Raw genomic sequence first — 21,041 nt, forward strand, 5'->3', positions numbered from 1 at the left:
GCCACCACTCCTGGTGGTACAGGCCTTACACCGGTACTTTCAGATGATCCTGCCAAGCCAGGTACTGCAGATCCTACAGTAATTGCTATTGCTGCCAATGCAGGCCTAAGCCTGAGCAAGGTTGCCACCAATACAGGCAGCAAGGCAGGCGATGTGATCAATTACAGTATGGTGCTGAGCAATACGGGCAATGTAACTTTAAGCAATGTTACGGTAAGTGATGCGGGCGCAGATGCGGGCAGCATTAGCCCTGCGGCTATAGCCAGCCTTGCTCCGGGCGCTAGCGCCACGGTAACGGCCAGCCATACCTTAAGCCAGGCCGAGGTAAATGCAGGCAGCTACAGCAACCAGGCCAGCGTGCTGGGTAGCACTCCTGGCGGAACAACGCTTACACCTGTACTTTCGGATGATCCGAATACGACTGCTGTTCAGGATGCCACGCACATTACCATTTTGCCGAGGGGAAGTCTGAGCCTAAGCAAAGCCGCAGGCAATACCGGGAATAAGGCAGGCGATGTAATCAATTACACATTGGTGGTTAAAAATACCGGAAACGTAACCTTAACCGACATTCATGTTGATGATGCCGGTGCTGATGCCGGAAGTGTGAATCCGGCAACCATAGCCAGCCTGGCACCAAATGCAAGTGCTACGGTTACGGCCAGCTATACTTTAACCCAGGCCGATGTAGATGCCGGAAACTATGCTAACCAGGCAGGTGCAAAAGGTAAAATGCCAGACGGATCGGTATTGAATGCCGTGGTTTCTGATAACCCGGCCACACCTGCACCTGATGATGCTACAGTAATTTTAATTGCGCCTGCTGCACAACTTAATTTAACAAAGGTTGCCAGCAATACAGGCAGTAAGGCAGGCGATGTGATCAATTACAGTATGGTGGTTAGCAATACGGGCAATGTAACTTTAAGCAACGTTACGGTAAGTGATGCGGGCGCAGATGCAGGCAGCATCAGCCCTGCGGTTATAACCAGCCTGGCGCCTGGCGCCAGTGCCACGATAACGGCCAGCCATACCTTAAGCCAGGCCGAAATAAATGCGGGCAGCTACAGCAACCAGGCCAGCGTAGCGGCCACCACTCCTGGTGGAACAAGGCTTACACCTGTACTTTCAGATGATCCGGGCAAGCCGGGTACTGCAGACCCTACAGTAATTGCTATTGCGGCCAATGCAGGCCTAAGCCTGAGCAAGGTTGCTACCAATACAGGCAGCAAAGCAGGCGATGTGCTCAATTATAGTATGATGCTGAGCAATACGGGCAATGTAACTTTAAGCAATGTTACGGTGACAGATGCGGGCGCAGATGCGGGCAGCATTAGCCCTGCGGCTATAGCCAGCCTTGCTCCGGGTGCTATGGTTACTGTAACGGCCAGCCATACCTTAAGCCAGGCCGAGGTAAATGCAGGCAGCTACAGCAACCAGGCCCGCGTGCTGGGTAGCACTCCTGGCGGAACAACGCTTACACCGATACTTTCGGATAATCCAAATACCCCGGCCCCTAACGATGCGACCCTTAGCCTTATAGCTGCTGATGCCCGGATGGCTTTAACGAAGATAGCCGACAACACAGGCAGTAAGGCAGGCGATGTGATCAATTATACTTTGGTGGTGAGCAATACAGGCAATGTAACTTTAAGCAATGTTGCCTTGACTGATGCGGGCGCAGATGCAGGCAGCATCAGCCCTGCTTCAATTGCCAGTTTGGCCCCTGGTGCCAGCATTACAGTAAAGGCCAGGCATACTTTAAGCCAGGCCGAGGTAAATGCGGGCAGCTACAGCAACCAGGCCCGCGTAACTGCGCTTACTCCTGGTGGCATAACCATGCCTCCGGTAAGTTCAGATGACCCGGCTACTCCAGGCTCTGAAGATCCTACCGTAATCTCTATTGCCAGGAACGGCTCATTAACCCTAACCAAGGCGGCCAATAATACGGGCAGCCGGGCAGGAGATGTCATAAACTATACCCTTTTGGTTACCAATACAGGAAATGTAACCCTGGCTAATATTGTGGTAACAGATGCAGGGGCAGACGCGGGCAGTATTTTACCTGCCAGCATTGCAGCGCTGGCCCCTGGCGCTTCGGCAACCCTAACAGCAAGTCATACACTTAGCCAGGCCGAGGTAAATGCAGGCCGTTACAGTAACCAGGCCAGTGCAACCGCCACAACCTTTGGTGGTACTGCCCTGCCTCCGGTATCGTCAGACGACCCTGCCACCCCTGCCCCGGGAGATGCAACGGTAATTGGCATTGCAGCATCAGCATCGATGCGGTTCAGCAAAGTTGCAGACCACATAGGCACCAAGGCAGGAGAGGTAATCAGTTACAGGTTGCTGCTAACCAATACCGGCAATGTAACTTTGTCTGCTATTGCGGTAACAGATCCGGGAGCTGATGCGGGCAGCATTGCGCCTGGTACCATTGCCAGCCTGGCGCCAAAAGACAGTATAGCTGTTGCGGCCAGGCATACGCTAACGCAGCAAGATATAGACAACGGATTTTACAGCAACCAGGCCAGGGTAACCGCAAATACACCTGCAGGAACACCATTGGCGGCCTTATTTTCAGACGATCCGGCCAGCTCTGCTGCAAGCGACCCTACCGTAACTGCGCTCATACAAATCGGGTCGTTAAACTTTACCAAAGCTGCCATCAATACTGCAGGTAAATCGGGCGATGTGATCAATTACAGGATGGTGCTTACCAATACGGGCAACGCCACCTTGAATAACCTCAGGATAACAGATGCCGGAGCAGATGCAGGCAGCATTAACCCGGCTATTGTGAGTACACTGGCGCCGAATGCATCAGCTACCATAACTGCCAGACATACGCTGAGCCAGTCTGATGTAGATGCAGGGCTGTTCAAAAATCAGGCGAGCATAAGTGGTGCGCTACCAAATCGCACAGCCCTGCCCATCCTCCGGTCAGACGATCCGGCTACCACGCTTTCGGGTGATTCTACTACCAGCCTGATTGGCACAAAAGCGATGCTTACACTGGTCAAAACAGCGGTACTTACTGGCAACACCATCAGCTATACCTTTACCATTAAAAATACAGGTAATGTATCGTTGCATAATGTAACCTTAACCGACGCAAAACTAGGAATTAGCAACAGGCCGGTAAATGTGGGAACGGCGCTTGTACCGGGTGCTGCTGTTAATGTAACGGAGCTGTACAACGTTACTCCGGCCGATAATAATGCCGGAATAGTAACCAATACCGCTACAGTGAGGGCATTAACCTTGTCGGCCCAGGTGCTAACAGATATTTCCGGAACGGCCGAAGACAATGACCTGCCAACCAGTACCAATGTAAACAATGCAAGTTTAACCCTGCTCAAATCCGGCCCTTCAAATGCCGCTGCGGCCGAAAACATTGTATATACCCTTCAAATAGACAACAGGGGGGTAGCTGATGCAACAGGCGTTACCATAAGGGACCTGGTACCTGCAGAGCTGAAGTCTGTAAACTGGGGCAGTGTGGTAAATGGCGGGGCGGTCATCAGTTCGGGCGCAAGCGGAAATGTAAATGATGTTCAGCTCAGGGCCAATATTCCGGCAGGTGCTGGCATAACAGTAACCATAACCGGTAAAACAGATGCCTCTTTTAGCGGCAAACTGCTAAATGTAGCCACGCTTACAACAGCTGTACCGGGTAGCCCGGTAGTTACCACAGCCCCTGTAGAAACGCAGGTAAGCCGGAAACCTGTGCTGGCCATTACCAAAACAGGCCCGCAAACCGCTAAATCCGGTGACCTTGTCACATACCTTGTAGAAGTGAGCAACAATGGTATAGGCGATGCACTGGCCTTAGCTATAAATGACAGGCTGAGCAATGAGCTGGTTAATGCAAGCTGGACAAGCAATGCCACAGGTGAGGCCAAAGTACTGAGCGGGGCCAGCGGAAGCGGCAACAGTGTAAGCATACTGGCCGACCTGCCTGCCGGGCCTGGCAATAAGGTTACATTAACCATTACCGGTACGGTATTAAAATCCTTTACTGGTAAAATTGTGAACACCGCCAGTGCTGTACCTTCAGAGGGTTTACCGGAAGTATTGAGCAATACGGTTGAAACAGTGGTAGCTGTATCCGACTTTGTGATCCCTAACATCATTACGCCAAACAACGACGGCGACAACGATACCTTCAAAATCAAGGGACTGGAAAACTATCCGGGTACCCAGGTGCTGGTGTTTAACCGATGGGGCAATGAGGTATACAGAAGTAACAACTACACGAACGACTGGGACGGCAGCCAGCTTAACGAAGGCACCTATTACTACCTGGTTAACCGTAAAGAAAAATCGGGTACTGTTACGGTATTTAAAGGATGGCTGTTTATTAAAAGGTAAGGAGAAGATATGAAAGATTTAAAAAGACATAGTGTACTGTTTGTGCTCCTTTTAAGTATAAATGTATTTGGCACAACCGCTGTAATGGCGCAGCAAACCATACAGTTTAGCCAATATGTGTTTAACGGACTGGCCGTTAACCCGGCCTATGCAGGTTATAAGGAAGACCTTACCGTAAACCTGAGTTTCCGCTCGCAATGGGTGGGCATAGACGGGGCGCCGCGCACCGGTACGGCATCGGTAGACGGGCTTACCCGCAACCCCGACAAAAAAGTAGGGCTGGGGTTGATTGCAACAACCGACAGGCTGGGCCCGCAGAATACTTCATCGGTATATGCCAATTATGCCTACCGCCTGCGCATAGATGAAGACGACACCAAACGCCTGTGTTTTGGCCTTGCTTTTGGCGCCACGCAGTACAACCTGGACGGGTCTAAGTTCATTGCCACCGATCCGGGCGATGGCACTGTACCTGTGGGCAACCAGAGCAAGCTCTCGCCCGACCTGCGCTTTGGGATCTACTTCTATACGCCTAAGTTCTATATCGGGGCCTCGGCGGTAGACCTCCTCACCACCGGCCGTAATATGGTCACGACCGATAACTACAGCATCATTAAACAGGTACGGCACCTTTATTTAACCGGTGGGGTAATGCTGCCTTTGTCGGAGTCGTTTGACCTGAAACCAACCTTTATGATCAAGGAGGATTTTAAAGGCCCAACCAATCTGGACCTCAACGCTTACTTGCTCATCAATAAAATAGTATGGCTGGGGGCGTCTTACCGTACCGGGCTTAAGCTTTGGAACAAGACTAATCTGCAGAACGGGCTGGATCAGAACGATGCCATTTCGGGTATTGTAGAGGTCTTTATCAACCCCCGCTTCAGGGTAGGCTACTCTTACGATTATACCACCAGCAAGCTGTCTAACTACCAGCAAGGCTCGCACGAGATTTCGGTAAGCTTTAGCCTGCAGGGCAAAAAAGAAAGGGCATTGAGCCCACGTTATTTTTAAGCCGGAAAACCATGAAAAGAATCCTCATTCTCCATATCATCATCCTTATGCTGGGCAGCCTTGCCCAGGCACAGGAGCAGCTGAACAAAAGGCAGCAGGCCGATCTGCTCTTTAACCGTTACCAGTATTACAATGCGGCAAGGCTATATAGTAGTCTGGCCCTTAAAAAGAACCCTGACGTAAAGCTGCTGGAAAGGCTGGCCACCTGCTACCGCAAAATGAACAACTATGAAGCTGCCGAGAAGTGGTACGCCCTTGCTGTTGCAGACCCCAAAGCAGAGCTGCTTACGCACTATTATTATGCCGAAGCGTTACTGAGCAACCAGAAGTTTGAAGCAGCCAAAGCGGCCTATCAAACCTATGGGGCCAGGGGCGGTGCAGCTGCAGAAGTGGCCTTAAAAACAGCTTCCTGCGATAGCGCTGCAGTATGGCTAAACCAGCCCAGCCGGTATACCGTAAACAATGCAAAGGCGCTGAACAGCAAGTATGCCGATTGGGGCTTGGGCTATGGCCTGGCCCGCGCACTGGTTTTTACTTCCGAGCGGCCTGCAGACAGCCTGCTGAAATACAACGACATTTACCGCTGGAACGGCAACCCATGGCTCAAGCTCTTTTCTGCCAGTCCGGACGGTAAGGTGATCAACGAGCTGCCGGTACTCCGCAAAGCCTACTCTTCTTTTATTACCGACTACCATGTTGGGCCTATGGTGCTCAACTCCACCGAAGATACCGCCTACGTAACCATTGCCACGCGCGCCTATGCCAATACCCTGCCGGTAGATCAGCGGCTCCGCAAAAACGATGAACGCCTGTATACACGCAGGCTGGAGCTGATCATTGCCGTTAAAACAGATGGGCGCTGGGGCTACCTCAAAGACTTTCCTTACAACAATGTAAAGGCCTATTCGCTGGGCAATGCTGCCTTGGCCAAAAATGGTAATGTGTTGTATTTTACTTCCGATATGCCGGGCGGAATGGGCAAAACAGACATCTGGTTTACTGAAAAACAGCCCGATGGCAGCTGGGGCAAACCTTTAAACTGCGGTCCGGCCATCAATACCGCCGAAGAAGAATCTTTCCCTACCATAGGGGCGCAGGGCGAATTGTATTATTCATCAAAAGGAAAAACGGGCATGGGTGGCTATGATATCTATACCAGCACAGGAGAAAAAGCCAGCTGGTCGGTCCCGCTGAACCTGAAATATCCTGTAAATACCACCTACGATGACTTTTACTTCAGCACAGCCGATGGCCTTACCGGCTACCTTTCTTCCAACCGCAGGGGAGGGCTGGGAGATGATGACATTTACAGCTTTAGCTACAAAGCTCCCAAAGTGGTTAAGCCTGAGCCTCAAAAACCGGTAGATACCATAAAATATGAAGTAGGGAAGACCTATGTGCTGAAAGACATTTATTACGACTTTGACAAATCAAACATCAGGCTTGATGCCGCAAAAGAGCTGGATAAGCTGGTCACCATATTAAATGAACATCCGGCAATGCACATCGAACTCGGCTCGCATACCGACAGCAGGGGTAACGATGATTATAACCTCCGCCTGTCTCAGCGCAGGGCCGAATCGGCAGTGGCCTACCTCATCAGTAAAGGTATTGAACGCGGCAGGCTTAGTGCCAGGGGATATGGGGAAACGATGCTGGTGAACAGCTGTAGCAATGGGGTTAAATGCAGCGAAGCCGAACATCAGGCCAACAGGAGAACGGAGTTTAAGGTTACTAAAACAAAGTAAGGAGCGGCTTATTGCCCCTTACTTTTCTTTACCTAATGCTTTAAGGGCCAAAGCTGCAATGTCAGTGGTTAATTTCGTAGGCGAATTGCAATCGCAGTTACTCAGGCCTACAACATATATATCCTCCTCAGGGATATAGATGCCCATGGTTTTAAACCCAAAAATACTGCCTCCATGTTCGCGCGTTGCCCTGCCATTTAATGTTTTAAGGTGCCAGCCGTAACCATAGGTAAATTCCTCGCCGTTGTTTAATCTGTACCTGCTAAAAGCCTTCCTGGTTTCTTGTTCACTAAGCAGTAAATGCTTGTTTAATGCCTCCTGCCATTTAAGCAGATCCTCGGAGGTCGACATCAGTGCACCCGAAGCAAAAGGAACGCTAAAACTGATTGTCGTTTTATTTACATAACCTGTTGTTTTCTTGTGGTACCCGTAAGCCCTGTTAAGGATTACTTTCCTGTCGCTTGCATAGCAGGATTGTTTCATGCCTGCCTTCTCGAAAATCTGTTTGTTTATAAAATCTTCATACGTTCCCCCCGAAACCAGCTCAATGATATAGCCCAGTAATACATAACCGGAATTGTTGTACTCAAACTTCTCCCCGGGTAAAAAATCAACCTTCTCGTTTTTAAAGAAATCAACCATCATCCTGGGCGTCATGTCTTTCTGGGCAATCTCTGGCAAAGACTTCATCTTTGTGAAATCCCTGATGCCTGATGTATGTGTCAGTAAATGGTGCAGTGTTATTTTATCCCCCTGCGGATAATCAGGTACATACTTTGAAAGGGGATCGCTTACTGCCAATTTTCCCTGCTCCTCCAGCATCAGTATAGCTATGGCAGTAAACTGCTTGGTCATAGAACCCAGCTGGAACACATGCTCAGGTGCCATAGCCGCATTCAGCTCCAGGTTGGCCTTACCAAATGCTTTTTCATAAACAGGTTTGCCATGCTGCGCTACCATAAAAACGCCGCCGGGGCCGTCATTTCCAGCAAAATCCTTTCGTATCAGGCTGTCTATTTTAGCTTCAAGGCTTTGGGCAGAAGCGGTATACGAGATGCTAAAAATAAAAACTGATATTAATAGCAGGCTGCATAGGGTCTTATATCTGATCATATTTATGGGGATAGCTGTTGATTAGACCCAGCAGGGGAGCAGGATGTTACAATGGTGGAATAAAGCATTAATTAAAATTTTAAAAAATCTGGTAAAACATTTTAATAAAGCAGTTTAATTAGCTTTATTTGAAAAGAGAACCAGATTTAACTATTCATGGCTTTAAACAAACAGGTACCCTTTATCGGGGTAGACATTGGCGGTTCGCACATTACCGCTGCACAGGTAGATTGTACGGCTTTCAGCGTAATAACAGAGAGCTTGAAGCGCGAGCGTGTGGCATCTAAAGACAGTGCCCAGGTTATTTTTGATGCCTGGACAGCAGCCTTACTGCCTTTAATAAAAGGCTTTTCTGCCACAGAAATCAAAATAGGCATTGCTATGCCAGGCCCTTTTAATTATAAGGAGGGCATAGCCTTGTTTAAAAATGTAAAGAAATATGATTCCCTGTATGGTATCGATGTAGGTAAAGTGCTGTCAGAACGCCTGGACATTCCGCGCAACCACATCATTTTTATCAACGATGCCGAGGCTTTCCTGGGGGGCGAACTTGCAGCTGGTGCAGCGGCAGGTAAGCAAAAAGCAATCGGTATTACCTTAGGTACGGGCCTGGGCTCGGCCAGTAATTGCAAGGGCGATGTTGTAGATGTAAACCGGGCAGCACTGCCTTTTCTGGACCAACATGCCGAGGAATACCTTTCTACCAGGTGGTTTTTGGGCAGGTATCATGAGCTTACCGGGCATGAGCTTAAAAATGTGGAAGAACTTTTGGCTGCCGCTGAGCCGGGCTTAAAGGACCAGATATTTGACGAATTTGCAACCAACCTGGCTAGCTTTATCAATGATTTCATTGCCGATGAAGATCCTGAAGTGCTGATTATAGGGGGCAATATTGCCCGCACCTGGGACCATTTTATGCCGCGTTTGGAGCAGCTCATCGTCAATAAAAATGTAGTCATTAATCAAACCAAGATGTGGGAAAGTGCAGCCCTGGTAGGCGCTGCATGCATATGGTCAAATCAATAATCGTTTTAAAAAATGAGCAGATCTTTATTTGTATGTTGCCTTTTTTTGCTGTTTGGCACACAGCTAACTTTTGCTGCTAAGGTAGATACGGTGCAAACCTACAGTGCATCGATGAAGAAAAACATTAAGGCTGTAGTGGTTACACCCGACAAGTACAGCGAAGGTAAAAGCTATCCTGTAGTGTATATTTTGCACGGGGCAGGTGGCAATTATGCCAACTGGATTACCCGGGTGCCTGCACTTGCTGAATATGCAGATTTATACCAGACCATTCTGGTGTGTGCTGACGGTAATGTGTCCAGCTGGTATTTCGACAGCCCGGTAGACTCGGCCTGGAAGTACGAGACTTATGTGGCTACCGAGCTGGTAAACTGGATAGACAGCCGTTACAAAACCATAAAAGACCGCAAAGGAAGGGCCATTACGGGCCTGAGCATGGGTGGTCATGGCGCACTATACCTCTCTTTTAAGCATCAGGATGTATTTGGTGCTGCGGGCAGCATGAGCGGAGGGGTAGATTTTACGCCCTTTGCCTCGAACTGGAACATTGCCGAGCGCCTGGGCAGCTATAGCCAGTTTCCGCAACGCTGGAAAGAGAATACCATTGTTAACATGACCCATTTACTGGTACCCAAGCGTTTGGCACTCATTATTGATTGTGGTAAAGAGGATTTCTTTTACACTGTGAATATGAAACTTCATGAGGAATTGCAGTACAATAACATTCCGCATGACTTTATCATCAGGCCAGGTACGCACAACTGGGAATATTGGTCCAATGCCATAAAATACCAGCTGCTTTATTTTAGTGATTTTTTTAGGAAATAAACCGTTCTCTTCTGAGGCTGGAATAAATTTTTTCTTCCTTAGGGAAGAAAAAAATGAATCCTAGGCCTCGTCAAAGAAGGTATATTTTCTTCTGAATACCCCTTATAGTTTATTAAACGCAATCATTATTAACCGCAATCAAAAACAAACACTTATGAAAACAAAGAACCGCAGAGATTTTATTAAAGATTTAGGGATGTTAACGGCAGGTGCAGGTCTGGCTTCGTTATTGCCCCTGGAATCCTTCAGTATAGGTAAAAAAGAGACTTTCCAGATTTCCCTGGCCGAATGGTCGCTGCACAACACCCTGTTTGCCAAAAAGCTCAATAACCTTGAATTCCCCCTGAAGGCAAAAAAGGACTTTGGGATTGATATTGTAGAGTACGTAAGTGTGTTTTTTGACGGTAAGGAAAAAGACCCGGCTTACCTCAAAGAGTTAAAGAACCGTACAGATTCGGAAGGAATCCAAAACCACCTGATCATGGTAGACCGCGAGGGGAACCTGGGCGATCTGGACAGCAAGGCCAGGCTTACCGCGGTAGAGAACCACTACAAGTGGGTAGAGGCCGCCAAATACCTGGGCTGTAAAACCATACGTGTAAATGCTGCAGGCAAGGGCACTGCCGAAGAAGTTAAAGCCGCTGCCATTGATGGCCTGGGCCGCTTAACGGAATATGGAAAAAAGCACAAGATCAATGTCATTGTAGAAAACCATGGGGGTTATTCATCAGATGGTAAATGGCTAAGTGCGGTAATAAAAGAGGTAAACAGTCCGTTTTGTGGTACGCTGCCCGATTTCGGTAACTTTGGCCTTGGCAATGGCAAGGAGTACGATAAATACCTGGGCGTTCAGGAGATGATGCCTTTTGCCAAAGGGGTAAGTGCCAAAGCTATGAAATTCAATGCCGATGGCGAGGAAAGCGACATTGATTACAGCCGCATGTTCAGCATCATCAGGGCTGCAAAATGGAGCGGCATTGTTGGCATCGAGTATTCGGGGGGGTCTGTTGAATTGGAAGATGAGGGCATCAGGAAAACCAAGGCATTGCTGGAAAAAGTATTTAAACAGGGGAAATAAAATTCCCTGTTTTTTTAAAAGCGGTGGTTTTCCAGGTAGGCAAAAAAAGCTTCCCGGTATTGTTTGCCAATAACTACCTTTAGCCCATTTTTTTTCATAATCACCGTGTTGGTCTCTACCTGTTCTATGAATTCCTTGGAGATGATAAAAGACCTGTGTACACGTATAAAATCGTCTCTGCCGGCCAACTTGTTTTCTACATCATGCAGGCTCATGTAAATGCGGTGATATTCATTCGTGGCGTAAATTTTAATGTAGTTTTTGTCGCTTTCGAAGGCGATGATTTCATTGTATAGAAATTTTATATACCTGGATTGTGCGCCCGAAATTTTGATGTAGAAAAAAGTGCTGTTCTCTTTTTTGACATTGCTGGCTTGTAGTTGTGCTTTGCCAGCTATTTTTTTCAGGGTTTGCTGTAACCTTTCCAGCCGGAACGGTTTAAATAAAAAATCATCGGTATCGAGGTCAAAAGCTTTTACTGCGTATTGTGAATGCGAAGTGATGAATACAATGTGGCGGCAAATCTGTTTTAAATGTGGTGCAAGTTCAATTCCGGAAAGTCCGGGCATATTGATGTCCAGAAAAACAATGTCTATCTGGTCATTTTCAGAGGTTTCTGCTATGGCCCTTACCGGATCATGAAATATCCTGATCAGTTTTAACTGTGGTATTTCGGAGATGTACTCCTGCATTAAATCAGTAAAGTGAGCTTCGTCGTCAATTATAATACATCTGTAATTCATTATTTGGCAATAGATAGTAAGTCCCCCCCCGGAATTTAGCATTAAATATAAAGTAAACTACAATGGCTTAATTTTCTTTTCGTATCGGCAAGTCGGTCTTATGTCCCTGCAAGTCGGCCTTTCGTATAAGGCCTGCTCTTTATTCTAAAAACTTGCTTAACTACGTTATGTAATTGCTGGGGCAATTACATAATCATTTATAAACTAAATTAATTCTCTTATGAATTTAACACTCTTTCAAAGGCTCAACGAGTTGATTTGCCTTCAGAACACTGGTCCGGTTGATATGCTGGCCGAAAAATTGGGGATCTCTTCCAGGCAGGTAAAGTACATTATCAGGAAAATGCGACAGGATTGTGCGGCTCCAATATGGTTTGACCACCATAAGCAGAGCTACGTCTACACGCAGGATGGAGGTTGCGATTTTAAGTTTAGGCCGGCAAAGCGAGAGCTGATCGCAATGGCAGTAAAGGACGCCATTAACAAATGTTTGTTGTGGTGCAGCCTTGGGTCTTGCGCCTTGCTGCAGCTTGCCGGTCAGATGGATGCCTTACCAGTGTAAGAACCTGGCTGTTGGCCGGGATTAGGGGAAAACACAAGAGGGCCGGTTTAGCGGCCCTCTTGTGTTTTTTTCAAATTCAACTCTTCACGTACTTTTTTTAACAAAAGCTACAGACACATCGGCAACATCCGTAACCTGTTCATCAGACAATCCAAGTTTTACGATCAGGTTTTCAACGAAATCGTGGTTTTTTTTGAAGACTCCTTGTTTAACTCCTTGTTTAATCCCATCCTGATAAAACGGATCGTTTTCTACTTTAAATTTTGTAATTGTTCCCATAGCTGTACAAACGTAATAAGTTGATTTTATAATATAAATTTATTTTTAATTATAATGAAATTTTATGTTTTTAATAATGTAAATAAATATACTTTATGATTAATTATTTTGTATTCTTTATCAGAATTTTGTGAATTAAAACAATAATCTTTGTTTTCTCAGCTCTGTCCAGGTATTGGCTAGGCCTTTATAAACAAGGGCGCTCAATTGAGCACCCTGTCACTATTTTAGCCAATTAGCATAGCGATGAATGGTTCTTTTATGCCGGATTTTTCGCCACACCCCATCACCATTTCGGCTTCCGGCTACATTCGTGTTTGCTTCAATTCCCTGCAAAAAATCTCCCTGCAGATTTTCAATTAACCCACAATGCCCAATGCGGTCCAGGCTAGGGTAGTAGAGGCCATATACTATTCCGGGCTTTGGCTCCCTTGTTAAACGAGAGCTCTGAAACAGTGCCGGAGACCAGGCCGTTCTGGGCTGTGAGTAACCAGCTTGCCCGAAAACCCAACTCACAAACGCCGCGCAGTACGGCGCAGGCGTTCCAATATTACAGTAACGAAGATACTCAGCAATTCTCTGTCCATCGTTTTTGCCAGTTCGCTCAACCACCCCGATTTCTTTTCGGGCGATTCTAATAATGTTTTCATAAACTGATTCCTCCTTTTGTTTTACAATACCGCTACCAGTGCCCCAATTCCCGCCAATAACAGCAAGGCAAATGAAGCCAACCAAAAACTTAACTGTTGCCATAATTCCATTTGTTTGAAGTCCATAATCAATACGTTCAGTTCGGGCAAACCCATGTACAGCCAAAAACGCTGTAGCAGCCACCAGCATAAACCTGTCATTAACATAAAGCTAAGGGCGGCCAGCAATACCAGCAGCCATATGCTCTGATCTATCACACCTGTGGTCTCATCAGCAAATTGCATCAGCTTTGGTGCGGTAAACCATAACAACAGTCCAATAACCATTAACAAGTACTGCTCAATCCGGCTTTTTGCCGGCATTTTTAAACTCAATGTTCTCATAAAATCTTATTTTAAGTTTAAAAACAGGGGCTGCCGCCAAAACAGCCCCTATAACCCCCTTTACAGCTGGTTGCAAACAGCCAGTTTACAGGAGGAACGCAGTATTACTTTGTGTAGTAACCAGAAACTTTGCATTCTCTGACGCGACCTAGGAACTTTTGCCATTAAGCGTAGCGGGGCAAAAGATTCCAGTCGCAGAAGAGATATGCTTAATTTCCTATTACAACAAAGTAAACGGCCCTAAGTACTGGCTGTTACCAACCAGCTTGCCATCAGCACTTGTCATACTCATATAACAATGCACTTCATCGCCAGCCCAATCGGGTAGTACCGATAGGTTATACGCCAAAGCCGATCGCGCTATTACCCCGCTCAAGATCACAAACTTGTCTTTATCGGGGTTATAAACCACAAACGTAGCCTTATCTGTAGGTTCACCATTTTCGAACCCTACAGGTGCACTGGCCCAGCTGTACTTTACAGTTGCCGGGGTGTCAACTACTACGTTGGCGCCCAGTGCTTCGGGCAAAGTGCCATCACTAAACTTCAATTCGGCAAAATTGATGGTAAAGTTTGGCGATGTACCCGTAATGGCCTTTTCAATGTTGTACTTTACAGCTGCATTCATGCCCGATTGATTGCTTGCTGCGTTCTGGAAACCAACCTTTACAACCCTACCCAGCCTTTTTAAAAAGGAGGTCATCAGTGTAAACTTCAACTGTACGGGTAACTGCGCCGCAGTAGGGGGGCGCTTCACTTTGCGCGGCATGGCCTTAATTAAATCCATCTGGCGCCAAAAGCAGCCATAACCTGTGCCCATCTGCCCCTGGAATCCGCCAAGGAATCCTCTCGATAATTTTCCCATTTTTCATAGGTTTTAAAAATTAATAAATCTGTTAACTAGTCATCCTTGCAAGTAGACAAGGCAAACGTAAATACATCATTATTAAGCTTCTAGCTGGCAAAGCATTATGGCAGGGATTGGCAGAAAATTGGCAAGGTTTGGCAGTAATACCTCGCTTTTTTATTTCTGGTATTGCCAGTATCAAAACTCTTCCTATATTTGACCATTATTTTTAATCAATCTAAATAAATATTATATGAGAATATTCTACATTGCGCTCTCGCTGATAGTTTTTCTCCTGTCTTCCCCAACTGCCTTTGCGCAGCTTACCTTAAATGGTAAAATAACCGATAAAAACAACAAACCCATACCAGGAGCTACCATTAAACTGGTCGAAAAAAAACTGGTACAGTTTACCGATCAGGACGGCGCTTTTGAATTTACTGATCTGGCACCCGGAACCTATAATTTTACCAGTTCTTATATTGGCTACGAAACCCGCAATACCCGGTTTAACCTGCAGGCTGGTAAAACACAGTTTAATGTGATACTTCAAGACAAAGACAACAATTTGCAGGGGGTAGAAATTACCGGACGGAAGGAACAGGCCTACAAAAACACCAAATCTTTTTCCGGAACAAAAACAGAAACCGCGCTGCGGTACGTACCTCAGTCTATCAGCTATGTAACCAAAGAGGTTATAGACGATCAGCTTGCATTTAAGGCCAGCGATATCATCAAAAACATCAGCGGTGCAACCCATTTTTCTTATTATAACAACGACATTTCTTTACGCGGTTTCCGTTCGGGCAACGCACTGATTAACGGCCTGCGAACCCCTACCAGCAGCTGGAGCCAGCCATTACTCCCAAATGTTGAACGTATAGAAGTTATCAAAGGCCCGGCTTCGGCCCTTTTTGCCAATGCAGATCCCGGAGGTATAGTAAATACAGTAACCAAAAAGCCTTTAGACGAGGCCCGTAAATCCATCAATTTTGCAACCGGCAGCTGGAACACCAATCGGCTGATGGCCGATTTTACCGGGCCAATGAACGAATCAAAGACCCTGCTTTACCGTTTAAACCTGGCTTATCAGAATGCAGAATCCTTCCGCGTGTTGCAGGGCGGCGAAGACATTGTGATTGCGCCTTCCATTTCGTTTATCCCGGATGAAAAGACACAGGTAAACTTTGATTTTGTATACTCTAAAACCAAGAGCCGCCTGGATAGGGGGCAGCCCATATTTGGTGCAACGGCCGGAACCAACCTTAACTCTACGCCAATATCTTTTGCATTAGGAAAAAGGAATGATTTTGAAAATGAACTGAACCTATATGTAACCACCTCATTGCAAAGAAAGATCAGCAAAAACGTAACCTTCAACGCTTCCTACATGAAATTCCTGTACGATGAAGATCTGCTGGAGCACCGTACTTCTAACCGGTACGCAGTAGATGCGGCTGGTGTGGCCATTCCTACCAAAATGGAAATGCAGACCATTCGCCGGCAAGGAAAAAATTACAGCGACAACATTACTGCTTATTTCGTTACCGATCTGAAAACTGGTCCGCTAACCCATAAAGTTGTTACCGGATATGATTACATCCAGAACGAATCGCCGGTAGGCAATTCAAACTACAATGCAACAGGTTACCGTAAACTGGATGGCACGGTGGGCAACTACAACAAAAACACACCCAATCTTTTTGTAATGAAAGATGGGGCACCGGTTCCAAATGTGCCTCATTTTGATCTGGTAAACCCCGATTATTCCATTTCCGAAATCTCTGGTTATGTCAATGCTTCTTCACAAACAGATCCGGCAAAATACTACCAACATGGCATTTACATCCAAGACCAGATCAGCTTTGGCCAATTCCAGGCACTTATCGGTTTAAGGCAGGAATTTTATACCGATGTGCTGAACTATAAAAAAACTACGGAAAAGAAAATTGAGCAAAAAGCGCTCCTGCCAAGGTTTGGCCTGGTGTATAGCCCTTTTGATCAGGCAAGTTTTTATGGAACCTATACCGAGGGCTACCAGCCGCAAAGCGCCGCTCAGATCGGCGATCCGGCCAGGTTCGGCGGGCCGTTCGATCCGCTGATCAGCAATATGGTAGAGTTTGGCGCCAAAACCGAGTTTTTCGAAAAAAGGCTTTCTGCCAACATCTCATTTTACCGCATAGAACAAAACAACGTACTGGTAAACGCAGGGAACCCGGGGAATACCGAAGAACTTACCCAGATAGGCCAGCAGCGTTCCAAAGGGATTGAACTGGACATTAACGGCAGCATTTTGCCCAACTTTAGTCTTACTGCCAATTTTGCGGTAAGCAGAAACGAAACCACTAAAAGTGATAAACCAGAGCTAATTGGGGTACTTGCCGCCAACGCACCAAAAGCACAGGGCGGTTTATGGACAAAATACACTTTCCTTAATCCCGATTTAAAAGGGCTGGGCATAGCTGCCGGTGTAAATTATACCGGTAAAAGAAATACGCTGAACACTGCACTGGAACTTCCTGAATATACGCTGTTCAGCACGGCCTTGTATTACAGCATAGACAAGTTCAAGATCTCTGCAAACCTTAATAATGTGTTCAATAAAACCCATTGGGTAGGAGGCTACGATTTTAACCGCTTATACCCGGGCGCACCCCGCAATTTTATGATTGGAATAGGTTACACTTTCTAATTTGCAGAAAATGAAACCGAATAGTTCAGAAAAGAGGAACCAGAACCTGCTCTGGAAAATACACCACTGGGCCGGCCTGTATACCGGCATCATCATCGGTATATTGTGCTTTACCGGCGCTGTGGCTGTGTTTATACCAGAGATAGACCTGATGATCCAAAAACACTACTATTCGGTTTCATCCAGCCCATATACCATTCCTAAAATAGACAGGGCATTGGCCCAGGCCAAAAAAGATTACCCCAAAATGAGCGGTTTGATTATTGATATGCCCGATAAACCCGGGCAGGTAGCCACTTTTAGTTTTGCGGTAAAAGGTAAAGACAAGGCTTCCAGTAAATTTCATTTTCTGTTTGTAGATGCCGGTAAAGATGAAATTGTGGGCAGCCGCGACAGGCAAAACTCATTGGCCAATTACCTGCGGCAAATGCATGTGCGCCTTTACGAAGGCTTTTGGGGCAGGCAGCTGGTAGGTTTGGCCGGTATAGCCTTTATTGTATTAACCCTTACCGGGCTGCTCATTTACGGCGATTTCATGAAAAAGCAGCCTTATCCTAAAATCCGGAAAAAGAATACCAGGATTTTAATGGCAGACTGGCACAAAATATTGGGCATCAGTGCGCTGGCATTTAATTTTGTAATTGCCTGCACAGGTGCCTGGCTGGGGCTTTTGCCCAAGTTTATGAGCTGGTTTGGGGTAAAATCGCCCGATCATTTCCAGGCACCCATATTTATGGATAAAAAGGAAGATGCCGGCATGGTTGTACATTGGGACGAAGTGTTTAAGGCGGTAAAACAGCATTTTCCAGAATTGAAGCCTGGGTATATGCGGGCTTCAGAAGATGGCTCTGCTACCATAGAGGTGCATGGCAGTATTGAGGCGCAAATTTACGAAAGGAATATCAATGCCCTGGTGCTTTCCAAAAAATCCTATCAGCCCCTGCACAAGTTTGAGGTTGCCAAGGCGGCTTTTGCCGATAAATTATATGCGGTACAGGAAGCCCTGCACTTTGGTGACTTTGGCGGGCTGGGTTTAAAAATATTGTATGCAGTGCTGGGCCTAACCAGCGGGTTTTTATCGGTGAGCGGCTTTGTGGTGTACCTGTACCGTACAGATAAAAAGAAAAAAAGAACCATAAGCCCGCTAAAAACCACATTTATTTATACTGTGCTGATCTTACTGGTACTTATAGTTATTGCGCTGATCAGTATGTTTATCGGTTACCGGCATGCGGCCTTTGTTGCGGCAATCATTGTAGATGGTACACTGGCAGGCTTTATCATTTACGCCATTGTACGCGCCATTTTAAGAAAACTAAAAACCAGATCTGCAACCGCATCCCTATGAAAACATTTGCTTTAGTTCAACATAAATTAATCCCAACAGCGCTTATTGCAGTTAATATAGCCGTTGTACACCTTATTTTCCTGTTGGCAAAGGCCGATTATGGTTATGTGCTATGGGCAACGGCCTGTTGTACCCTGGCACTAGGCATAGGCATTGTACGCGCCAGCAAATACCTGCTCATTGCAGGCATAGCTGCATACTTGGCTATGCTAATTGTGCTCCTGCTGTAAAAGAGAGGCTTTTAAATAGTACCATATGCCTCCGCTTTTGCGTTTTTTCCAATTTGGGTTCAGTTTTCTTCTGTAAAACGATCTTTCAGAAATGCAGAGGTAATCCATTACTTTTTCTTTGGTAAGCCATACCTCTTCCTCGGCAGGCTGTAAATCAATTGGGGGCAATCTGGTGTGAATTGCCCTTGCTAACATCAATAATTCCTGCTGTTGTTCCAGCAGGGTATCTAAACGGATATGTATTTCTTCATCATTCACCTTTACGGGCAGACAATTTATAAGTAACCAGATACCTGTCAAAAAGGGCAATCAGCAAATTACCCCGAACGGCAAAGTCTGTCAACTGCATCTTCGGATGCCTGGGCACGTAAAGGCTATGGCTATACCCGCCAGTATCCAACCTGTACACATCAAATACTTCATGCCGGTTAAAATCTTCCTGGCTTTCATCCCTTACTAAACCATTACAATCGCCGCTCGCAGGTGATGCTATTGGTGTATGCACCTGCGCTTAACAAATCTTTTTATATACTAAGCGGTGCCCGCAGAACGGCAGGTACAGAGTTTTTGGAACTGCCCGATAAGTTTTTGCATCAGCAATTGCATTGTTATATTTCTTTTGTGGCCGATGACAGGAAAGCCATAAGTGACAGTGTGTATAAAGAACAATCTCATTAAAACCAAAAGCCCGGAAACCCGGGCTTTTGATAAAGATTAAAACTAATCCTCCCTTAACCAGGAAGCTTTTTAAAGATATTGCTCACCACTTTTGGCAATTCGGCAATAGCCTTTTCGGGGTTGCTGAGTTCGCCCTCAGCCCAGCCTCTCCAGATTACTTTTGAAGTTTTGCGGTCAATCAGGTCAATGATTACGCTGCCCTGCTTTACATTAACGGTACGGTACTCATTTCCTACATATACCGGAAAAGGGTCCCTGTAATTGTAGTAGTAAAATGCACGACCGCGGTGGTAACCTACACGCGGAACAAATCTTCCGGGAGGATCATAATATACCGGCTCATTATAAGACCTGGTTTCTTTGTTTACTACTGCGGTATACCTGATCAGCAGATCTGGCTTTTTGTTGTTCAGCCTAAAGCCACGGTTATTGAGCTCAGTACTTACCGCCTCCACAATCCGGTCTGTAGCTACATCGTTGTTGTAAATATTAGATGCTTTAGATTTACTTTCTGGCAGCCAGGCATAAGTGCGGTAGTTGCCATTGAGGTTTTTATTACTAACCGAATAATAGTTATAAGAGGAGCAGGACGACAGTACAATCATCAGCCCCGCAATCATTAAAATTTGTGTTTTCATTGTTTTCCCTATTTGTGTGAAGTAGAAAAATCTTCATGCCTTGCCTCCTTATCCTTTTACAATGATTTACAAATTGTTTATTTACCAGGTTTGACTGTAGAAAGGCGTAAAGGATTAAAAAGATAGGCTAAATTCAAAGAGATTGAATTCGAACAGTATTTTGTACTAAAAACCAGCTTTTTGCACTAAAAAACTTTGTTTTGGAATTATCCATTCAGCCCGCGACAAGGCCATTCGCGCTGTAGACACCGAACGTGTACTTATGTATTGGCATATTGGCCAGCGCATCTTCCTGGAAGAACAGGAAGGAAAAGACCGTGCTGATTATGGGAAATTTCTTATTAAAACACTATCTGAGCAGTTGCAACCAGAATATGGAAGTGGTTTTTCAATCCGGCAATTAGAGCGTTACAGGCAGTTTTATCGATTCTTTCCAATTGCGTCTACACTGTGGACGCAATTGAGCTGGAGCCATTACAAACACCTTTTAAGTATTGACAATCAGAATGGTAGAGACTTCTTTATCGCCGAAACAGTTAAAAACAATTGGTCTGTACGCCAACTGGAACGGCAAATCAACAGTAACAACTTAATACGGGGCCTGGGGAAACTCTGGCCTTTGTTTTTTGCCTCACTCTGACCTGCAGATTTGATGCACCAATGTTAAAATCATAGCCCGGTTATGAGCCATTTCGCGCGGCGCCTTGTCGCGAATATGCACGGAAAAAATTGAACTTTTTTCTGAAACGGTCTGTTTTCTAGGTTTGGCTTATCCCAGCCTTGTTTTTGAACCCGAAAAATATTTTCAA

21 protein-coding genes are annotated in these 21,041 nt (G+C 46.1%); 12 read left to right on the plus strand and 9 right to left on the minus strand.

Going from position 1 to position 21,041, the window contains the following annotated elements; translation table 11 throughout:
• From B9A91_RS23420 to B9A91_RS23430, 3 genes are all read left to right on the plus strand, one after another.
• Window positions 1–4,374 (plus strand): DUF7507 domain-containing protein (locus B9A91_RS23420; RefSeq protein ID WP_144009033.1); only part of this gene is annotated, 4,374 nt, incomplete at its 5' end.
• 9 nt (window positions 4,375–4,383) lie between these two features.
• A complete protein-coding gene (locus tag B9A91_RS23425; RefSeq protein ID WP_084241502.1) occupies window positions 4,384–5,388 on the plus strand; it encodes a PorP/SprF family type IX secretion system membrane protein in 1,005 nt (334 codons plus the stop codon).
• An 11-nt stretch (window positions 5,389–5,399) separates the two neighbouring features.
• Window positions 5,400–7,136, plus strand: coding sequence for an OmpA family protein (locus B9A91_RS23430; RefSeq protein ID WP_084241503.1), 1,737 nt, complete (start codon window positions 5,400–5,402; stop codon window positions 7,134–7,136).
• Between the two features lie 18 nt (window positions 7,137–7,154).
• Here B9A91_RS23430 and B9A91_RS23435 read toward each other — a convergent pair whose 3' ends face one another.
• The gene (locus B9A91_RS23435; protein ID WP_144009034.1) at window positions 7,155–8,249 is read right to left on the minus strand and encodes a serine hydrolase domain-containing protein; all 1,095 of its coding nucleotides are present in this window, start codon (window positions 8,247–8,249) and stop codon (window positions 7,155–7,157) included.
• A 156-nt stretch (window positions 8,250–8,405) separates the two neighbouring features.
• Between B9A91_RS23435 and B9A91_RS23440 the strand changes: the two genes are divergently transcribed.
• From B9A91_RS23440 to B9A91_RS23450, 3 genes are all read left to right on the plus strand, one after another.
• On the plus strand, window positions 8,406–9,275 hold the full coding sequence (locus B9A91_RS23440) for an ROK family protein (protein WP_084241504.1): 870 nt from the start codon (window positions 8,406–8,408) through the stop codon (window positions 9,273–9,275).
• 12 nt (window positions 9,276–9,287) lie between these two features.
• Window positions 9,288–10,103 (plus strand): alpha/beta hydrolase, encoded by an 816-nt coding sequence (locus tag B9A91_RS23445; RefSeq protein ID WP_084241505.1) that lies wholly within the window; start codon window positions 9,288–9,290, stop codon window positions 10,101–10,103.
• A 154-nt stretch (window positions 10,104–10,257) separates the two neighbouring features.
• Entirely contained in the window at window positions 10,258–11,181 is a 924-nt protein-coding gene (locus B9A91_RS23450) for a TIM barrel protein (RefSeq protein ID WP_084241506.1), read from the plus strand.
• Window positions 11,182–11,195: 14 nt separating this feature from the next.
• On the opposite strand, the gene B9A91_RS23455 is transcribed toward B9A91_RS23450, so the two are convergent.
• The gene (locus tag B9A91_RS23455) at window positions 11,196–11,924 is read right to left on the minus strand and encodes a LytR/AlgR family response regulator transcription factor (protein WP_159451772.1); all 729 of its coding nucleotides are present in this window, start codon (window positions 11,922–11,924) and stop codon (window positions 11,196–11,198) included.
• A gap of 220 nt (window positions 11,925–12,144) precedes the next feature.
• Here B9A91_RS23455 and B9A91_RS23460 point away from each other — a divergent pair, with 220 nt between their 5' ends.
• A complete protein-coding gene (locus B9A91_RS23460) occupies window positions 12,145–12,486 on the plus strand; it encodes a helix-turn-helix domain-containing protein (protein ID WP_084241508.1) in 342 nt (113 codons plus the stop codon).
• 84 nt (window positions 12,487–12,570) lie between these two features.
• On the opposite strand, the gene B9A91_RS23465 is transcribed toward B9A91_RS23460, so the two are convergent.
• From B9A91_RS23465 to B9A91_RS23475, 4 genes are all read right to left on the minus strand, one after another.
• Window positions 12,571–12,765, minus strand: a complete 195-nt coding sequence (locus B9A91_RS23465) for a hypothetical protein (RefSeq protein ID WP_084241509.1) — start codon at window positions 12,763–12,765, stop codon at window positions 12,571–12,573.
• 512 nt (window positions 12,766–13,277) lie between these two features.
• On the minus strand, window positions 13,278–13,415 hold the full coding sequence (locus tag B9A91_RS24185) for a hypothetical protein (protein ID WP_159451773.1): 138 nt from the start codon (window positions 13,413–13,415) through the stop codon (window positions 13,278–13,280).
• 21 nt (window positions 13,416–13,436) lie between these two features.
• Window positions 13,437–13,799, minus strand: coding sequence for a hypothetical protein (locus tag B9A91_RS24040; protein ID WP_144009035.1), 363 nt, complete (start codon window positions 13,797–13,799; stop codon window positions 13,437–13,439).
• 220 nt (window positions 13,800–14,019) lie between these two features.
• Window positions 14,020–14,664, minus strand: a complete 645-nt coding sequence (locus tag B9A91_RS23475; protein ID WP_084241510.1) for a DUF6266 family protein — start codon at window positions 14,662–14,664, stop codon at window positions 14,020–14,022.
• Window positions 14,665–14,899: 235 nt separating this feature from the next.
• Between B9A91_RS23475 and B9A91_RS23480 the strand changes: the two genes are divergently transcribed.
• The 3 genes from B9A91_RS23480 to B9A91_RS23490 are packed head-to-tail and all read left to right on the plus strand — an operon-like array spanning window position 14,900 to window position 18,916.
• Window positions 14,900–17,338, plus strand: coding sequence for a TonB-dependent receptor (locus B9A91_RS23480; protein ID WP_084241511.1), 2,439 nt, complete (start codon window positions 14,900–14,902; stop codon window positions 17,336–17,338).
• 10 nt (window positions 17,339–17,348) lie between these two features.
• The gene (locus tag B9A91_RS23485) at window positions 17,349–18,686 is read left to right on the plus strand and encodes a PepSY-associated TM helix domain-containing protein (RefSeq protein WP_084241512.1); all 1,338 of its coding nucleotides are present in this window, start codon (window positions 17,349–17,351) and stop codon (window positions 18,684–18,686) included.
• Window positions 18,683–18,916, plus strand: a complete 234-nt coding sequence (locus B9A91_RS23490) for a hypothetical protein (RefSeq protein WP_084241513.1) — start codon at window positions 18,683–18,685, stop codon at window positions 18,914–18,916. The genes B9A91_RS23485 and B9A91_RS23490 overlap by 4 nt, the downstream gene beginning before the upstream one ends.
• Here B9A91_RS23490 and B9A91_RS23495 read toward each other — a convergent pair.
• Together B9A91_RS23495 and B9A91_RS23500 are read right to left on the minus strand one after the other, a co-directional pair.
• Complete coding sequence (locus B9A91_RS23495) at window positions 18,896–19,174, minus strand: hypothetical protein (protein WP_084241514.1); 279 nt, start codon at window positions 19,172–19,174, stop codon at window positions 18,896–18,898. The two genes, B9A91_RS23490 and B9A91_RS23495, sit on opposite strands and share 21 nt — an antisense overlap.
• Entirely contained in the window at window positions 19,167–19,421 is a 255-nt protein-coding gene (locus B9A91_RS23500; protein WP_084241515.1) for a hypothetical protein, read from the minus strand. The genes B9A91_RS23495 and B9A91_RS23500 overlap by 8 nt, the downstream gene beginning before the upstream one ends.
• Between B9A91_RS23500 and B9A91_RS24620 the strand changes: the two genes are divergently transcribed.
• Window positions 19,403–19,594: a DUF6266 family protein gene (locus B9A91_RS24620; protein ID WP_084241516.1), complete on the plus strand. Its 192-nt coding sequence runs from the start codon at window positions 19,403–19,405 to the stop codon at window positions 19,592–19,594. The genes B9A91_RS23500 and B9A91_RS24620 overlap by 19 nt on opposite strands.
• A gap of 53 nt (window positions 19,595–19,647) precedes the next feature.
• Here the strand turns inward: B9A91_RS24620 and B9A91_RS23510 are convergent, their stop codons facing one another.
• On the minus strand, window positions 19,648–20,232 hold the full coding sequence (locus B9A91_RS23510) for a DUF4136 domain-containing protein (protein ID WP_084241517.1): 585 nt from the start codon (window positions 20,230–20,232) through the stop codon (window positions 19,648–19,650).
• A 208-nt stretch (window positions 20,233–20,440) separates the two neighbouring features.
• On the opposite strand from B9A91_RS23510, the gene B9A91_RS23515 reads away from it, so the two are divergent.
• Window positions 20,441–20,872 carry a DUF1016 N-terminal domain-containing protein gene (locus tag B9A91_RS23515; RefSeq protein WP_262497632.1) on the plus strand — a complete coding sequence of 144 codons (432 nt, stop codon included), beginning with the start codon at window positions 20,441–20,443 and terminating at the stop codon, window positions 20,870–20,872.
• Window positions 20,873–21,041 lie beyond the last annotated feature (169 nt).

Origin of the sequence: Pedobacter africanus (assembly GCF_900176535.1) — a bacterium.
Classification (GTDB): domain Bacteria; phylum Bacteroidota; class Bacteroidia; order Sphingobacteriales; family Sphingobacteriaceae; genus Pedobacter; species Pedobacter africanus.

Bases quoted from the DNA above. Each gene is read 5' to 3' on its own strand.
- B9A91_RS23425 (WP_084241502.1), top strand. From the start codon at position 4,384: ATGAAAGATTTAAAAAGACATAGTGTACTGTTTGTGCTCCTTTTAAGT.
- B9A91_RS23430 (WP_084241503.1), top strand. From the start codon at position 5,400: ATGAAAAGAATCCTCATTCTCCATATCATCATCCTTATGCTGGGCAGC.
- B9A91_RS23435 (WP_144009034.1), bottom strand. From the start codon at position 8,249: ATGATCAGATATAAGACCCTATGCAGCCTGCTATTAATATCAGTTTTT.
- B9A91_RS23440 (WP_084241504.1), top strand. From the start codon at position 8,406: ATGGCTTTAAACAAACAGGTACCCTTTATCGGGGTAGACATTGGCGGT.
- B9A91_RS23445 (WP_084241505.1), top strand. From the start codon at position 9,288: ATGAGCAGATCTTTATTTGTATGTTGCCTTTTTTTGCTGTTTGGCACA.
- B9A91_RS23450 (WP_084241506.1), top strand. From the start codon at position 10,258: ATGAAAACAAAGAACCGCAGAGATTTTATTAAAGATTTAGGGATGTTA.
- B9A91_RS23455 (WP_159451772.1), bottom strand. From the start codon at position 11,924: ATGAATTACAGATGTATTATAATTGACGACGAAGCTCACTTTACTGAT.
- B9A91_RS23460 (WP_084241508.1), top strand. From the start codon at position 12,145: ATGAATTTAACACTCTTTCAAAGGCTCAACGAGTTGATTTGCCTTCAG.
- B9A91_RS23465 (WP_084241509.1), bottom strand. From the start codon at position 12,765: ATGGGAACAATTACAAAATTTAAAGTAGAAAACGATCCGTTTTATCAG.
- B9A91_RS24185 (WP_159451773.1), bottom strand. From the start codon at position 13,415: ATGAAAACATTATTAGAATCGCCCGAAAAGAAATCGGGGTGGTTGAGC.
- B9A91_RS24040 (WP_144009035.1), bottom strand. From the start codon at position 13,799: ATGAGAACATTGAGTTTAAAAATGCCGGCAAAAAGCCGGATTGAGCAG.
- B9A91_RS23475 (WP_084241510.1), bottom strand. From the start codon at position 14,664: ATGGGAAAATTATCGAGAGGATTCCTTGGCGGATTCCAGGGGCAGATG.
- B9A91_RS23480 (WP_084241511.1), top strand. From the start codon at position 14,900: ATGAGAATATTCTACATTGCGCTCTCGCTGATAGTTTTTCTCCTGTCT.
- B9A91_RS23485 (WP_084241512.1), top strand. From the start codon at position 17,349: ATGAAACCGAATAGTTCAGAAAAGAGGAACCAGAACCTGCTCTGGAAA.
- B9A91_RS23490 (WP_084241513.1), top strand. From the start codon at position 18,683: ATGAAAACATTTGCTTTAGTTCAACATAAATTAATCCCAACAGCGCTT.
- B9A91_RS24620 (WP_084241516.1), top strand. From the start codon at position 19,403: ATGCTATTGGTGTATGCACCTGCGCTTAACAAATCTTTTTATATACTA.
- B9A91_RS23510 (WP_084241517.1), bottom strand. From the start codon at position 20,232: ATGAAAACACAAATTTTAATGATTGCGGGGCTGATGATTGTACTGTCG.